Consider the following 15,824-nt stretch of genomic DNA (forward strand, 5'->3'; position numbering starts at 1 on the left):
CAAACATCGATGTCTAGGGAGAGCGTCCGATGGACTCATGAAACATGCCGTACTAGGGCGCCCTGCCCGGCAAATCCTTGAAGCACCGCGCTGAAAGCGAGCCAAGCTGCTTACCTCGACCACTGACTCGCCGAATTATCTTGGATTATCTCGTGCACCCAGTCGCCGGAACTGCTCGTCAACCAAGGCGAGCGCGCTGCCTTCGTCAACGGCGAGATGGGGACGGGCAAGACCACCGTCGGCATCGCGCTGGCGGCCGTCCTCCACGCCGAAGGCTATCGCCGCACCCTCGTCCTCAGCCCGCCGCACCTGGTCTACAAGTGGCGCCGGGAGATTCTCGAAACCGTCGCCGGCGCTAAGGTCTGGGTGCTCAACGGCCCGGACACTCTGCTCAAACTGATCAAGCTGCGCGAGCAGTTGAACGTACCGAGCGACAGCCAGGAGTTCTTCATCATCGGCCGCGTCAGGATGAGGATGGGCTTCCACTGGAAGCCTGCCTTCATGCGCAAGCGCACCCGGCACGGCGTCGTGGGGGCCTGCCCGCATTGCGGGACGGTCGTCAACAACCTCGACGGCGAGCCGGTCAGCGCCCTGGAGCTGGAGGCCGAGGACGCTCGTCGCAAGTGCGCCGTCTGCAGCACCGCCCTATGGACGCTGATGCGGCCGCGCACCTTGTCCGGCAGTGACCAGTCATCGGCCGTGCTGAAGGCCTTGAAGCGGATCCCGACGATCGGCGAAGCCACCGCGGCCAAGCTGATGAAGACCTTCGGCGATTCCTTCCTGGCCTCGATGCTCGGCGACAACTTCCATGAGTTCATCAACCTGATGGATGCCAACGGCGAGCTGGTGTTCTCAGATCGCCAGGCACAGCGCATGGAACGCGCGATGTCCTCGATGGAGTTTGGTCTCGGCGAAGGCGGCTACCAGCCCTCGGAGTATGTGAAGCGGTATCTGCCGCAGAGCACGTTCGACTTGCTCATTGCCGATGAGGCACACGAGTACAAGACGGGCGGGTCGGCGCAGGGCCAGGCCATGGGCGTCATCGCATCCAAGGTCCGCAAGGCCTTGCTGCTGACCGGCACCTTGATGGGCGGCTACGCGGACGACTTGTTCCACCTTCTGTTCCGGGCCCTGCCTGGTCGGATGATCGAGGACGGCTACCGTCCGAGCGCCAGCGGCAGCATGAACGCCGCTGCGATGGCGTTCATGAGGGACCACGGTGTCCTGCGCGACATCTACTCCGAGAGCGACGGGCCGGCCCACAAGACCGCCAAAGGCTCGAAGGTCACGGTCAGAACCGTCAAGGCGCCGGGCTTCGGGCCGAAGGGCGTGCTGCGGTGCGTGTTGCCGTACACCATCTTCCTCAAGCTTTGGGACATCGGCGGCGTCCTGCCGCCGTACGACGAGGAGTTCAGGGAGGTCGCCATGGACGCGGGCCAGGCCCAGGCCTACCGCGAGCTGGCCACACGCCTGACCGCGGAGCTCAAGGAGGCCCTGCGCAAGCGGGACACCACCTTGCTGGGCGTCGTGCTCAACGTGCTGTTGGCCTGGTCCGACTGCTGCTTCCGCGCCGAGACCGTGCGCCATCCGCGTACGCGGCAGGTGCTCGGCTTCACACCGGCTCAGTTCAACGAGCTGGAGATCATGCCGAAAGAGCGTGAGCTGATCGACATCTGCCGCGAGGAAAAGGCCGCGGGTCGCAAGACCCTGGTCTATTCGGTCTACACCGGCACGCGGGACACCACCAGCCGGTTGAAGATGCTGTTGGAGCAGGAAGGTTTTCGGGTCGCGGTACTGCGCGCAAGCGTGGATGCCTCACGGCGCGAGGACTGGATCGCCGAACAGCTCGACCGCGGGATCGATGTGCTGATCACCAATCCCGAACTGGTGAAAACCGGCCTGGATCTGCTGGAGTTCCCCACGATTGTCTTCATGCAGTCGGGGTGGAACATCTACACGCTCCAACAGGCGGCGCGACGCTCCTGGCGTATCGGCCAGACCCTGGCCGTCAAGGTGATCTACTTGGGCTACGCGGCCACGTCGCAGATGACGTGCCTTGCCCTGATGGCCAAGAAGATCCTGGTCTCGCAATCGACCTCGGGCGACGTGCCCGAGTCCGGGCTCGACGTGCTCAACCAAGACGGTGATTCCGTCGAAGTGGCGCTGGCCCGGCAACTCGTTGCAGCGTAAGTCCTGCGACAAGGCCGGCATCCCGATCGGGATGCCGGCCTTTTTTTTGCTTTGAATGCCGCTCACCAGCCGGACTTGAAGCTTGGTCCGCCTCGGCAGCCGCTACAGGCCTGCAAGACGCATTCGTTCCTCCAACTCATCGAGAAACGGTGAACGCCCATTCCGCTTGACGCCATAGGGGGTGTCGACGAAGCCCGAGTAAAGCATGTGGACCTCATGGCGTGCGCGCGTCAGGCCCACGTAGAAGAGGCGCCGGCTCTCACGCAGCTTTTCGGCAGTCGCCCTGTTCCATGGCAGGTTTCCAAGATCGAGGCCGACCATGATGACCACGTCGTACTCACAGCCCTTGGCCGAGTGCAGGGTCAGCAGATTCAGATGTGCCGGCGACCCGTCTCGCCCCCCCAGGCTCACGATATCCAGCGAAGCCAGTGCGCCACCAGCGGCGAGTGCCGCCGTCATGCGGTCCAACTGCTCCTTCTGGTCCGCGAGCGCGGGCTCCGCGACCAGCAGTCCATCGAGGATGCCGGTCCGAAGCGCCGCAACGAACTCACGCGCGGGTTGAGCATCCTGGCGCAGCGACCACAACAGCGCGGTCAGGGCCTGGCCCTCACGTCTGGCCTCGCCCTCGTCCAGATGCGCGCGGCGGAAGGCAAGATAGCGGTCAATCAAACCCCGCAGTTGGGGCCGGCCGGTGCGCCAGCCGCCGGCGCACCAGGCCGCGCAGTCCTCGACCCAACTCGTCAAACCCACCTTGCGATACGGAGCCGCGGTGTCGACCCGGATGTAGTCGAGTCCACCAGCCGTCGCCGCCTCGGCGACGACATCCCCGGCGCGGTAGTCCGTGTAGAGAATGGCGATGTCGCCGAGCGTCCGACCGGGCTTGGCGGCCAGCGCCGCCGGAATGATCTGGGCAATGGCATGCGCTGCCTGGTCCGCCAAGCCGCCAGGACGCATCACGAAGGCGATGGATGCCTGGCGTCCCGGGTCGTTCGCCCGGTAACCGCGGGTCTCTCCCAGCGCCAACTCCGACGCGCCGACGATTCTGGCGCCAGATCGGTAGTTCAGCTGGAGCTGGACCCGTTCGATGTCGCCCCGCGCAGCCAACTCCGTGAGCAAGCCGCCGTCGGCTCCGGTGAACCCATAGATCGACTGATCCGCATCTCCGACTGCAAACAGGCGGACGCCGCCGTCGAACGCCAGACGCTTGACGATCCGATGCAGCGCGACGCCCAGATCCTGGTACTCATCGACCGCGAGCACTGGAAACTTCGCCTGCACCAGCGGCAAGACCCAGTCGTGCTCGGCGATCAGCCGCTGGCCGAAGACGACCATGTCGTCGTAGTCGATCAGTCCCTCGGTGCGCAACGCCGCTTCGTAGGCGATCGCCCAGGCGGCGAGCTCCTCCTCGCTACGCCAGACAACACTGCTGCGGTCGAGGACCGAGCGCCGATGCCGACCGAGATCGATGACCTTGTAGGGATGATTCGGACCGAAGAGTGCGTCCCCCGACTGCCGCAGCAGGCGGTCGCTCACGCGCTGCGTCGCGACCGCCAGTGGAAACGGTATCGGGAGTCCAGCCAGGCGCCCGTAGGGCATCAACAGATGCCGCAGGCAGAAGCCATGCACCGTGCCGATGAACAAGTTCGGAGCCTCTCGCAGCCCCAGGCCTTCGAGGCGGCGGGTCAGTTCGCGGGCGCATTCCTGGCTGTAGGTGATGCATGCCGCTCCACGGGGCGCACGCACGTCCTCGGCCAGGATGCGTGCGAGTTTCAGCACCAAGGTCTTCGTCTTGCCGCTGCCAGGCCCGGCGAGCACCACGCAGTGCCCCTGCGATTCGTATGCGGCCAACTGGCCGGGATTACCAGCCAGGTCTGCGGCCTGCGCCAGGTAGGCCGAGCTGACGCTAGACGACGGCATCACGGATGTGCTCAAGCGCAGCGCGGATGTAGTCCGGGCAGGTGTCCTCTGAGGCGAAGGTCGCGAGTGCCTGCGCGAACCGCCCTTTACCGATGCGCTCGATCAGGTTCAGCAGCGCTTCTTCATCAAGGTCGTCGGTATCGTCCACCCAAGCCTGCAATGCGTCCCGGCTCGCCTGATTCAAAGGCAGTTCCCGTCTGATCACTCGCTGCATCGCCTCGGCCAGACCTCCGTAGAACAGTTCAGGCTCCAGCGTGTTCTCATTGACGAAGTATCCGAGTTCTCCGGCACGCTCCAGAACATCGTCCACATCCCATCCGCTGTGGTCGTCGTCGGGCTCGACCACGTCGAGGACGTTGGCGAGTCGACGGCGCACGCGCGGCGGCTTTCCGTCGACCGGATCTCGGTCGGTCAAGATCACGTGCGGGATGTCCAGGCCATGAGGCCCCAGCAGCTTCACGTAAGGCGTGAAGTTGGTGCCACCCACCGAGCACACCGTGATTCCCAGCATGTCGAGCGGGATGCCCAGCGCTTCCGCGAATGCAGGGATGAGGAAGCGCTCCGCATCACCCTCGACCAGAATGACGCCCCGTGAGAAGAAGATCTCGCCGCGCGTGACATCGATATAGCGCTGCAGGTCTTCCTCGTCGCGCTCAGTGAAGGGAGCGTTCGCCGTAGAGACCGCCACGGTCTTGCCCTCTGACGCATCGTGACGCAGCAGGACGATCGACCGTATCGGCGCAACACTGGCGATGTGCGGCGAGTGCGTGGTCAGGATCGTCGTTAGCGGTGGCACATCCTCGTCGCCCTGTGCACCGGTGCCCAGGAAGTAGCGGTATACCAGCCGCTGCACATGAGGATGCAGATGCGCCTCCGGCTCTTCCACCACGAAGAAGGTGTGGTCGCGCTCGCCATCCGACACCAGCCGGTCTAGTTCAAGACTCTTGAGCGCCAGAAAGATCAGGTTTGCCGTCCCGAGACTCGCGTCACCGATGCCGCGCGCCCCGTTGTCGATCAGCAGCCGCAGGCTGCGCAAGAGGGCATCGACCCGGGCCGGTGCCAGGCCCAGGTCCAGTGGAACAGCGTGCTGCTCCCCCGCGAGGGCAACCAGCCTCTCGCTGATCCGCTCTGCCGCCTCGATCACCTCATCATGGCTGGCAAGTTCCTGCTGCGCTGCGTCGACCTGCTGCTGGATCTCCTCGCGGGCATCTTCGTCGAGCGATGCCGCCAGGTCTTCGATGAGCGGCCGCAGCGGCGAGTGTCGCCAGCTCGCGAGATCCTTCTCGGCATCCCGCAGGGCAACCTGGACGTCCAACGGCAGCATGCGGCGGAGCGAGCCGCCGATACGCATCTCGGGGTCGTTGCCGCCGAAGATCACGTACTCATAGTCCCTGAGCGATTCGGGTGCCCCGGTCAGTCCGGCCTTGGGCTGAAAGCGATAGGTCAGGCGCGCCACCATGGGCGGCCCAGGATCGATGACGCAGTCGTTGAGGTGGGCCATCAGCCGCGGGTCGTCCGTGAAGTCTGTCAGGTCGACCGACACCTCGATGGTCTCGCCGAGCTTGTCTGCGCCGAGGCCATCCCAGAAGTGCTCAAGCCCCAGCTGCCGGTCACGCTCGGACAATCCCGGGTCGAGGATCAGCTGCAGGGCACGAATGAAGTTGCTCTTGCCGACCTTGTTCTCGCCCACGATGACGATGCTGTCGCCGGTCTCGACATCCACGTCAGAGAAATTGGCGAAATTGACCAGCCTGACGCGTGAAATCCGCATTTCAAATCCCTCTTCCGTGTGGCCTTTGATAGTAGCAGTCGCCTAGAAGTCGCCCCATTCAGCCATTGAACAAACCGGTCCGCGCACGGTTCGCATTGTTTGCTGATCCAGCAGGCGTCTCCAACGAAGGTATCGGCTTATTGCACCAGAGAGCCGAGCCATGCAAGCCAATTGCCCGATCCGGCGTCTGGCCGGTGCCAGCCTGCTGGCGGCCACCGCCTTGACCACCGGCTGCGCGACGACCGCAGCACCGGTTGCGCCACCGCCCATCGAAGAGGCGGTTTACATCCCCGCTCCGGCCGAGCCGGAGCTCGTGCCAGTCGTTCGCTATGGCCGCTACACCCTGGTCGAGCTCGCGCCCACCGCCGCGCAGCGCGACCTGCTGCTGCAGGTCGTCGACGTGGTCTTGCCCGAGGACGCACGCGCGACAGTCGGCGATGGCCTACGCCACGTCCTCAAGCGCAGTGGCTACCAGCTCTGCGAGACGGCGCACGCCGTCATCGAGCTGTATTCCCTCCCGCTGCCGGCCGCGCACCTGCGCCTGGGGCCGCTGACGTTGCGCGACGCGCTGCTGACACTGGCCGGCCCGGCCTGGGATCTCCAGGCCGATGACCGTGCCCGGCAGGTCTGCTTCGTCGGCCCGGTCGGCTCGCCCGTCGTACCTGCCACCGACGCGCCAGCGCCCGGCGCCGCAGAGACCTTCCCAATCGTCGAAGGAGAGCAGCCATGAACGGCGCCCCGCATGCCTCGCGATCCACCGCGACCCTCGTGCTGCAGTTGTTGCTGTGGGCATGGCTGATCGGCCTGAGCGTGGCCATCGTCATCGGCTTCCGCGTGACAGGCGACCTCGCCGGGCGGCAGCAGCTCGATACCACGCAGGCCCAGGTGCAGCAGCTCGACGCGCGCGTGGCCGAGCTGGCCGACGTCGTCCAGGCCTTGCAGACCCGGCCGGAGCCGGCCACGGTGGCGGCACTGCAGGGAACGCGCCAGAGCCTCGACGCACGTCTCGCGCAGATCGAGAAGACGCTGTCCGGGCTGGCCACCATCGACGCACTGGCGGCAGTGCGTACTGAGCTGGATCAGCTCAAGGCACGGCAAGCGGCCGTGCGGCCCACCGCACCGGTGCAGCCCCGCGCGGCGCGCCCGGCAGCAGCCGTTGCGAAGGAAGACCCGATCCCGTTCCAGGTGCTCGGCGTCGAGCTGCGCGCGGGCCAGCGCAGTCTGTCGGTCGCGCCGACCGGCGCTGGCTGGTCGCCCACACAGATCCAGGTCGTACTCCCCGGCGAGACCGTCGGCCAGTGGCGGCTCGACGCCATCGACGGCAAGACCGCCGTGTTCCGCCTCGGCGAACAAACCCGCCGGCTGGCGATTCCCTAACGGAGGCCGGTGCCATGCAACGACCGTCGTTCCTTGCCGCAGCCCTGATGGTCGCCCTCCAGGTTCCGGCCTGGGCCCAGCCGGCTCCCGCTGCCCAGTCGCGGACCGTGCAGAGCCAGGTCGAGCGCAGCCAGGACGAACGCCTGGCGGGCGACTGGGGGCTGCGTGGCGAGGAATGGACGCGCTACCGCGAGCTGATGGAAGGGCCGCTGGGCATCTACACCCCGAACCTCGATCCACTCACGGCGCTGGGCATGGAGGCGCGCTCCGACGAGGAACGGCGCCGCTATGCAGAACTGCAGGTCCAGGCCGAAGCGCGCCGCGTGGAGAAGCTGCTGGCCTATCAGCGCGCCTACGACGAAGCATGGCAGCGGCTGCATCCCGGCGCACAGCGCGTCAATCTGCCCGACGCGGCATCGCCGGGCATCGCACGCACGGCGGTCGGCGGCAGTGGACGCACGGCCGTGTTCGTGCGCGATGGCTGCACGCCTTGCGACCAGGCCGTGCAGCGCCTGCAGGCGGCCGGCTCGCCGTTCGACGTCTATGTGGTGGGTAGCCGGGCCGACGACGCGCGGATCCGGGAGTGGGCGCGCCGCGTCCGCATCGACCCGGACAAGGTGCGCAACCGCCAGATCACCCTGAACCACGATGGCGGCCGCTGGCTGTCGCTGGGACTGCCCGGCGAGCTGCCCGCCACCGTCCGCCAGGTCGAAGGCCGATGGCAGCGGTTGCCATGAGCCTCGCCCGGCCGCTGGCGGCGAGTCTGCTGGCCGCCAGCCTGGCAACGGGCGTTGCCGGTGCGCAGGAACTCCCCCCGCCGGCATACCAGCTGGCGGCGCAGCGCGCCGGCGTGCCGTCGAGCGTGCTGTACGCCGTCGCCCTTCAGGAAAGCGGCGTGCGCCGCGAAGGCCGCATCGTGCCCTGGCCGTGGTCGCTCAACGTCGCCGGCGAATCCCGCCGTTATGCCACTCGCGCCGAAGCCTGCACGGGCCTGCACCGTGCGCTGCGCGAGCTGCCGGCCACGCGCATCGACGCCGGCCTCGGCCAGGTCAACCTCGGCTATCACCGCCAGCGCTACAGCCGCCCATGCGACCTGCTGGACCCGTACCGCAACCTCGACATCGCCGCCCAGATCCTGCGCGAGCAGCACACCCCGGACGAGGACTGGATCGTCGCCATCGGCCGTTACCACCGGCCGGCCGGCGGCGCGCCCGCCGCGCGCTACCGGCGCAGCGTGTCGAAACACCTCGACCGCGTGCTGGGCACCCCGCACGCCGCGGCCGCCATCCGCAAGGAGACCTCACGATGACCTCGACCGCATGGGCCGCCCGCGGCCTGGCCTGCCTGTTGACCGCCTGGACGCTGCACCTGCAGGCGTCCGAACCGCTGATCGTGGTCGACGACCGCGGCGGCGCTTCCGCGCTGCCGTACTACGAGGCGCTCGACCTGCAGCCGCGCCGCCAGGGAGTGGCGCAGCCGGCCATCGCCGTGCCGCAGGCGCCGGCATCCCCCGCTGGCCAAGCGAGCATGCTGCCCGACGCAGCCCCAGCCTGACGCCCGGTACGGTGGCGCGCCGCGTCATCGAGGCGCCTGGCCTGCGGCCGTTCTTCCTGGTCGGCGACGACGACGTGTCGCACGCCTGGCTGCGTCGCCAGGCGACCTTGTTGCGCGAGCGTGGCGCGGCCGGCCTGGTGGTCAACGTCAAGACGGCGGACGGTCTGGCCCGCCTGCGTGCGCTGCTGCCAGGTGTGCCGTTGTCACCGGTGGCGGCGGACGATCTGGCCGAGCGGCTGGGCGTGCGCCATTACCCCGTGCTGATCACCAGCACCGGCATCGAGCAATGACCCCATGGCGAGCAGCCAGCCGGTCGAAGTCCTGTTGCGCCCGCCGGTGGAGCTATACACCGTTGCGGTATGCGCCGGCGCCGCGACACTGTGCTTGGTGGCACCCTGGTCGCTCGCGCTGAGCCCGGTGATCGGCATCGGCGGCGCCGCGGCCTTCTCGGCCTTCGGCACGATCCGCCTGCGCGAAGCGCGCATCATCCTGCGCTACCGCCGCAACATCCGTCGCCTGCCGCGCTACGTGATGACCAGCCGCGAGGTGCCGGTCAGCCAGCAGCGGCTGTTCATCGGCCGCGGCTTTCTCTGGGAACAGAAGCACACCCATCGCCTGATGCAGACGTACCGGCCGGAGTTCCGCCGCTACGTCGAGCCGACGCTGGCCTACCAGTTCGCGCGCAGGCTGGAAGAGCGCCTGGAGTTCGCCCCTTTCCCGCTTTCGCGCATCGCTGACCTGACCCGCTGGGACGTGGCGTTCAACCCGGTGCGCCCCTTGCCGCCGGTGGGCGGCCTGCCGCGCCTGCACGGCATCGAGCCGGAGGAAGTCGACGTTTCGCTGCCGCTGGGCGAACGGGTCGGCCACTCGCTGGTGCTGGGCACCACTCGCGTCGGCAAGACCAGGCTGGCGGAGCTGTTCATCACGCAGGACATTCGGCGCCGCAATGCGCAGGGCGAGCACGAGGTGGTCACCGTGTTCGACCCCAAAGGCGATGCGGATCTGCTCAAGCGCATGTACGTGGAGGCCAAGCGCGCGGGCCGCGAGGGCGAGTTCTACATCTTCCACCTGGGCTGGCCGGAGATCAGCGCCCGCTACAACGCCGTGGGGCGGTTCGGACGGATCTCGGAGGTCGCCACGCGCATCGCCGGGCAGTTGTCCGGCGAGGGCAACAGCGCGGCCTTCCGCGAGTTCGCATGGCGCTTCGTCAACATCATCGCAAGGGCCCTGATCGAACTGGGGCAGCGGCCGGACTACCTGCTGATCCAACGGCACGTCATCAACATCGATGCGCTGTTCATCGAGTACGCCCAGCACTATTTCGCGAAGACCGAGCCGAAGGCGTGGGAAGTGATCGTCCAGCTTGAGGCGCGCCTGAACGACAAGAACATCCCGCGCAACATGATCGGCCGCGAGAAGCGTGTGATCGCGCTCGAACAGTACCTGTCCCAGGTACGCAACTACGACCCGGTGCTCGATGGGTTGCGTAGCGCGGTGCGCTACGACAAGACCTACTTCGACAAGATCGTCGCGAGTCTTCTGCCGTTGCTGGAGAAGCTGACCAGCGGCAAGATCTCGCAGCTGCTCGCGCCGAACTACACTGACCTCAACGACCCCCGCCCGATCTTCGATTGGATGCAGATCATCCGCAAGCGCGCGGTGGTCTATGTGGGGCTCGATGCGCTGTCCGATGCCGAGGTCGCTGCTGCGGTGGGCAACAGCATGTTCAGCGACCTGGTCTCGGTGGCCGGGCACATCTACAAGTTCGGCATCGACGACGGCCTGCCGGACGCGCGCACGGGCGCCAAGGTGCCGATCAACGTGCACGCGGACGAATTCAACGAGCTCATGGGGGATGAATTCATCCCGATGATCAACAAGGGGGGCGGTGCCGGCGTCCAGGTGACGGCCTACACCCAGACCTTGTCGGACATCGAGGCGCGCATCGGCAATCGGGCCAAAGCAGGCCAGGTGATCGGCAACTTCAACAACCTCTTCATGATGAGGGTGCGCGAAACCGCCACCGCCGAGCTGCTGACTCGGCAACTGCCTAAGGTCGAGGTGTATTCGACCACCATCGTCAGCGGCGCCACCGACAGCTCGGACGTGCGCGGCACCACCGATTTCACCTCCAACACGCAGGACCGCATCAGCATGTCGAGCGTGCCGATGATCGAGCCCTCGCACGTCGTCGGCCTGCCGAAGGGGCAGTGCTTCGCCCTGCTGCAGGGTGGTCAGCTGTGGAAGGTCCGCATGCCGCTGCCGGCACCCGACCCGGACGAGGCCATGCCCGAGGACCTGCAGCAACTGGCCGGCTATATGCGCCAGAGCTACACCGAGAGCGGCCAGTGGTGGGAGAACCTGGGCGCGCCCGGCCTGCAGGAGAAGGCCTTGCCGGACGACCTGCTCGACGACCTGGCCGGCGAACAGGCCGCCGACGGCGAGGTGCGGCCGTGAGCGATACCGCCTCCACCGCGAGGCAGCAGCAGAACCGTCGGCAAGGCCTCATCGTCGGTCTGATCACGCTGCCGTTCCGGGTGTTCGGCGTGCTGGTCGCCTCGCTGCTCATCTCGATCGTGGTCGAGTGCGTCGGCATGCACCTGTTCTGGAAGGACCAGGGCTGGCGTCATTCCCAGGCCATGTTGCAGGCCGAAGTGGGCCACCTGTCCGGCCATTTCACGCGCAGCGCGATCGTGCAGGAACCGGGCCGCACGGCGCACCAACTGGTTCAGGTCGGCTACGAATGGATCTTCGTCAAGACCGGGCTGCTCGCCAAGATGGACAGCACCGCCGAACTTGCACGGGCGCCGAGCCGCAGCGGCACGCGCGATTTCCGCTACTTCATCAGCCAGGTCTACGTGTGGGCGGAAAGCTATTTGGTCGCCGCCGCCTTCACCACGCTGACCTTCCTGGTGCGCCTGCTGGTGCTGGTGCTGACGTTGCCGCTGTTCGGCCTGGCCGCCTTCGTCGGCCTGGTCGATGGCCTGGTACGGCGAGATATCCGCCGTTTCGGCGCTGGCCGAGAATCCGGCTTCATCTACCATCGGGCCAAGGCCAGTCTTCTGCCGCTGGTCGTGCTGCCCTGGGTGATCTATCTCGCGCTGCCGGTGTCGCTGCATCCGCTGTGGATTCTGCTGCCGAGCGCGGCACTACTCAGCCTAGCGACGAATCTCACTGCGGGCAGCTTCAAGAAGTACCTTTAACGGCGCCATCAATTCGGTGAAGGATCTGCTTGGCGGAGTGCGTCCCTGAGTCGTACGAACAGCGCGCGCCCAGACGGCAATATCGTGTATTTCTGATGCAGTGCGCCGGGATAAAGATGCTTCACGTGCCCGACTTCCTGCAACTTGTCCAAGGCAACCTGAACGTCAACCTTCGGCATCCCCAGCGCGCTCGCCAAGTTCTGCAACGTGGGGGCCTGCTGCATCTCCTCAAGTTGCACGATCTCGCTCAGCACTGCGAACTCGCTATCGGACAACTCGGGCGATGGCTTGGTGTGGTAGCTGCGGTAGTCCTCGATGGCTCGACGATTTGTCGCGTCGAAGTCGAACTCGGGGTACTTGGAGCGCACCATAGAACACAAAGCGCGCAGGCTGACTTCGGTGTCGTACACGGACTGAAGGAAGGTGTCGTGCGCCTCGCGTGCGCGAGGGTCAGCGTGTACATCGCGGCGGCTGTCGAACTTCTGGAGTTCCATGTTCGGCATCTCGACGAAATACTCGCCGAAGGACAGGGCCTTTGCCAGCGCAGCGTGGAACCTGTCCAATTCCATCTTCAGCGCCCGGTCGTGAAGATGGAAGTTCGAAGCATGGATCACCCCCTCCAATCCCGCGAAATGGTGCAGCACCGGAACATAGGTAATCGAGAGCTTGCCATAGTGGATAAAACTGTCGATTGTCGGAAGATGCAGTTCTGAGAACAGCGTCACCAGCGTTTTGCGATCCGCCTTGTCTTCGATGGATATCTCAACTTTTCTCGGCCACCGGTCGAGCACTTCGTTGGCGACAATTACGGTGAGGCCGCAGGCCAGGAGGATCCAGCCCGCGACCGCGTTGGGATTCGGCACGACCAAGTCACCGTACCGCCGCAGTACTGCATTCAAGTACGGCTCCCAGATCGGACCGGTGAGCATCGGGATCGCCGAAACAATCAGGATCCTGGCGACCCACTTGCGCTGCTCAGGGAAGAAGACTCGAATCACCTGGAGCATTTTCTGATGGTCGTACTTCAAATCTTGTTTCTCCTGCAGCACGTGCTTTTCGGTGATTGGAAAAAACCTTGGGCGAGGTTCAGCGATTAAGCAGTACCGGCAACGACGCATCCAGGGCGCTAACAGCTTCAACAATGGTATTCACCGTGGCGCGATCGAACTCATAGTCGCGCTGGGAGTCGTGCACGCCGCTGTTGAGGTAGCCCCATTCGATACTTCCAGCGCCGATGCCGAGCAGTCCGGTCAGGGCTGCGACGACCTGCGGCGCGCCGGCATGCTGCGCCGCGATCCGATCTATGGCCGAACGCAGCTTGCTGCATTTGTTGTTGAGTTCCCAAGGCGACCGCGGCCCCGCGAGCTTGAGCTCGATCCGCCCATCGGCACGTCGCCCCAGCCATGTCCAGAGCCTGTCGGTCAGACTCTCCAGCGCCGGCCGGGCCTGCCGCAGCGCCTCGCGCTTCTCGTCGGCTGCCAAGGCCTGCTGCGCGAGTACAACGTAGTTCTTCGTCGGCGGATCGCTGTCGACGCGTAGTTCGTGCTCGCCTTGGTGCGGGAGGAACTTGTAGCGCTTGATGGCGCGGGCGCGCCGCGCACCCAGCTCCTGCTGGATGCGATGCAGGAATTCCTCGGCGTGCGAGGTGAGGATCACCTGCTTGCCGTCGAGCAGGCCATCCTCGAAGAAGGTGCGCCAGATGCCGTCGCGGTGGTCATCGTCGATCGCGTTGACGACGTCGTCGAAGATGACCACCGGGCAGTCCTGCGCGATGTTCTTGGCGAGCAGGATCGCCAGGCCGAGGCACTTGATATGCCCCTCGCTGAAGACGATCAGCGCGTCGTATCGGACGCCAGGCTCATCGGCGAACTCCACCTCGATCTTGCCGTTCTCGGCCACGGGCAACCACAGCGCGTGCAGCAAATCGCCGGGCGGATCCGCCCGGTTGAATGCGTTGTAGAGCTGGCGTGCCTGCTCTCCCAGCCCTTGGAGCAGCACGCCCGGCAGCGCGGCCAGGTAGGACTGGATCTCGGGCAAAAAGTCATCGTATGCAGTCTTGACCCGCTGGTGGTGCGCCACCATTGGCACTTCCGCCGCGACAGCGTCGATCAGTTCGCGGTTGGCCTCGTCGAACTGGGCGACGGTCTGGCGGGCAGCTGCAAGATCCTGATCGGCCGTCGCCCGCATGGTGCGCAGCCGTTCGATCTCCAACTGGTGCTGCTGCAGGCGGTCCCGCTCCTGGGCGAGCGCGCCACGCTGGGCATGCACGTCACGCGCCTGCGCGTCGAAGCCTTCGATGATCGCGGCGATTCGCAGCAGGGCTTGCCAGGCGCGCTGTTCCCCTTCCACCCAGGCGCCGAGCCAGTTGCCCGCCGACGTTGGAGGCAGCAGCGGCAGGCCCGCAGCCTGCGATTCGGCAGGACAGGCGACTGCAGCAGCAGCCACCACGCGGCGCATCTCGTCCCACAGCGCTCGGACCGCCTCGCTCAGCTGCGTCCGAAGCCCGGCCTCTTGTTGCTGCAGGGCGGCCAGCTGCGCGAGCTGCTCCAGGCCCGTTCGCGCCCTAGCGAACGGATCCTCCGCCACCGCGGCCAGTCCGGTTCCACATGCGGGACACGCAGTCGCCCCGTCGGCCAGGGCGAGCACGGCCTCGTAGAGCTTCGCGTACGACACCTCGCCGGCGCGGGCCGCGAGTTGTGCGGAAGACGCCTGCCATAGTCCCTGGACGCGGTAGGCCTCTGCCAGCAACGCCTGCAGACGGGGCTGGGTCACCTCATGAATGGCAGGCGGGGTGGCGTCCAGTTGTGCCTGGACGTACGGCAGCCGCCCCTGTTGCTGCGGTGTACCGAGCAGCCAGTCGGCACAGGCTTGGTAGGTCGCGCCAGGCGACACGCGCTGTGCCAAGGCTTGTTCCAGGCCCTCGACCGCTGCGATCTTCTGCGGGTAGGCGGCGATCGTCTGCTCGGAGTTCGCCAGTTGCAGGCGACGCTGTGCCAGTTGCGCCGCCTGCACGCCGGCAAGCATCAGGTCCTGGTCGAGCGAGGGGTTGAAGCCGCGCACGAACTCGCTGAACTGGTCCACCCCGAACAGGGTGGCGATGAGCTGGCGCTGATCGCCCGGGGTCCGCGCGGCGATACGGGCGAAGTCGTCGAGGCGGTTCTTCTCGATGAAGCAGAAGCGGTACTCGGCTTCGTCAGGCTGGACGGCTTGCGCTTCGCCCGCCGCCCTGGACGACAGGACCGGCGCGACGTGGCGGCGCAGGCGAGCGTTGTTGCAATAGATTCGCTGGTCCACCCGCTTGGCCTGCGCTTCGCTGATCGAACCGAGCATCGCCACTTCCAAGGCCTCGCAGAAGCTGCTCTTGCCGGTGCCGTTGGCACCGTAGACCAGGGTGATGTCATGGCTGAGGTCGAACGTCTCCTGGCGCATGAATCCCCGGAACGGCCCGACTTCGAGCTGGTGCAGCCTGCCGAGCGCTGGTCCGGTCTCGGGCCCGCGGGCGTCCGCGTCGTAGGCGACAGGCATTTCCGCCAGATGCGCGATGGCCAGCGGCGCCAGGCGCGTCGATCGCCCGCGGCGCGCAGCACCGACCTCGGCCAGTGGCGACAGGTGATCGAGCACCAAGTGCGCAAGCCGCCGCACATCGTCGTTCACCTGCCGCTGCGCCAAGTGCGCCAGGAAGCGGTGGTACTCCGAAAGAATGCTTGCCATGCAGCCCCCTCTACACAGAAAGACGCTCTGGGTGGCGTCCTTGGCGGTATTGATCGGCCACCCGCGCTCGGGCGGCGGGTGGGTCGTGCTTCCCTCCACGG

General features: G+C 66.3%; 10 protein-coding genes and 2 pseudogenes. 8 read left to right on the forward strand and 4 right to left on the reverse strand.

Annotated elements, in window-relative coordinates; genetic code table 11:
• Nucleotides 1-168 precede the first annotated feature (168 nt).
• Nucleotides 169-2,190, forward strand: a pseudogene (locus WAF18_RS15265) (DEAD/DEAH box helicase); the annotation flags it as partial.
• 102 nt (nt 2,191-2,292) lie between these two features.
• Here the strand turns inward: WAF18_RS15265 and WAF18_RS15270 are convergent.
• Nucleotides 2,293-4,122, reverse strand: coding sequence for an ATP-dependent helicase (locus tag WAF18_RS15270; protein ID WP_337245857.1), 1,830 nt, complete (start codon nt 4,120-4,122; stop codon nt 2,293-2,295).
• Nucleotides 4,094-5,878 (reverse strand): AAA family ATPase, encoded by a 1,785-nt coding sequence (locus WAF18_RS15275; RefSeq protein ID WP_337245858.1) that lies wholly within the window; start codon nt 5,876-5,878, stop codon nt 4,094-4,096. The genes WAF18_RS15270 and WAF18_RS15275 overlap by 29 nt, the downstream gene beginning before the upstream one ends.
• Before the next feature lie 160 nt (nt 5,879-6,038).
• On the opposite strand from WAF18_RS15275, the gene WAF18_RS15280 reads away from it, so the two are divergent.
• The 7 genes and pseudogenes from WAF18_RS15280 (at nt 6,039) to WAF18_RS15310 (ending at nt 12,012) form a co-directional block, all read left to right on the forward strand.
• Nucleotides 6,039-6,608 carry a PilL N-terminal domain-containing protein gene (locus tag WAF18_RS15280; RefSeq protein WP_337245859.1) on the forward strand — a complete coding sequence of 190 codons (570 nt, stop codon included), beginning with the start codon at nt 6,039-6,041 and terminating at the stop codon, nt 6,606-6,608.
• Nucleotides 6,605-7,255 (forward strand): hypothetical protein, encoded by a 651-nt coding sequence (locus WAF18_RS15285; protein WP_337245860.1) that lies wholly within the window; start codon nt 6,605-6,607, stop codon nt 7,253-7,255. Before WAF18_RS15280 ends, WAF18_RS15285 begins: the two co-directional genes overlap by 4 nt.
• Nucleotides 7,256-7,269: 14 nt before the next feature.
• Complete coding sequence (locus tag WAF18_RS15290) at nt 7,270-7,992, forward strand: TIGR03759 family integrating conjugative element protein (RefSeq protein WP_337245861.1); 723 nt, start codon at nt 7,270-7,272, stop codon at nt 7,990-7,992.
• The gene (locus WAF18_RS15295; protein WP_337245862.1) at nt 7,989-8,564 is read left to right on the forward strand and encodes a lytic transglycosylase domain-containing protein; all 576 of its coding nucleotides are present in this window, start codon (nt 7,989-7,991) and stop codon (nt 8,562-8,564) included. The genes WAF18_RS15290 and WAF18_RS15295 overlap by 4 nt, the downstream gene beginning before the upstream one ends.
• Nucleotides 8,561-9,099, forward strand: a pseudogene (locus tag WAF18_RS15300) (integrating conjugative element protein). The gene WAF18_RS15295 and the pseudogene WAF18_RS15300 overlap by 4 nt, the downstream one beginning before the upstream one ends.
• Before the next feature lie 4 nt (nt 9,100-9,103).
• The gene (gene traD / locus WAF18_RS15305; protein WP_337245863.1) at nt 9,104-11,266 is read left to right on the forward strand and encodes a type IV conjugative transfer system coupling protein TraD; all 2,163 of its coding nucleotides are present in this window, start codon (nt 9,104-9,106) and stop codon (nt 11,264-11,266) included.
• Nucleotides 11,263-12,012 carry a TIGR03747 family integrating conjugative element membrane protein gene (locus tag WAF18_RS15310; RefSeq protein ID WP_337245864.1) on the forward strand — a complete coding sequence of 250 codons (750 nt, stop codon included), beginning with the start codon at nt 11,263-11,265 and terminating at the stop codon, nt 12,010-12,012. The genes traD and WAF18_RS15310 overlap by 4 nt, the downstream gene beginning before the upstream one ends.
• A gap of 8 nt (nt 12,013-12,020) precedes the next feature.
• Here the strand turns inward: WAF18_RS15310 and WAF18_RS15315 are convergent, their stop codons facing one another.
• Both WAF18_RS15315 and WAF18_RS15320 read right to left on the reverse strand, forming a co-directional pair.
• The gene (locus WAF18_RS15315; RefSeq protein WP_337245865.1) at nt 12,021-13,061 is read right to left on the reverse strand and encodes a hypothetical protein; all 1,041 of its coding nucleotides are present in this window, start codon (nt 13,059-13,061) and stop codon (nt 12,021-12,023) included.
• 37 nt (nt 13,062-13,098) lie between these two features.
• Complete coding sequence (locus WAF18_RS15320; protein WP_337245866.1) at nt 13,099-15,723, reverse strand: AAA family ATPase; 2,625 nt, start codon at nt 15,721-15,723, stop codon at nt 13,099-13,101.
• Nucleotides 15,724-15,824 lie beyond the last annotated feature (101 nt).

The organism is Luteimonas sp. gir (assembly GCF_037198055.1).
Lineage (GTDB): Bacteria > Pseudomonadota > Gammaproteobacteria > Xanthomonadales > Xanthomonadaceae > Luteimonas > Luteimonas citri_A.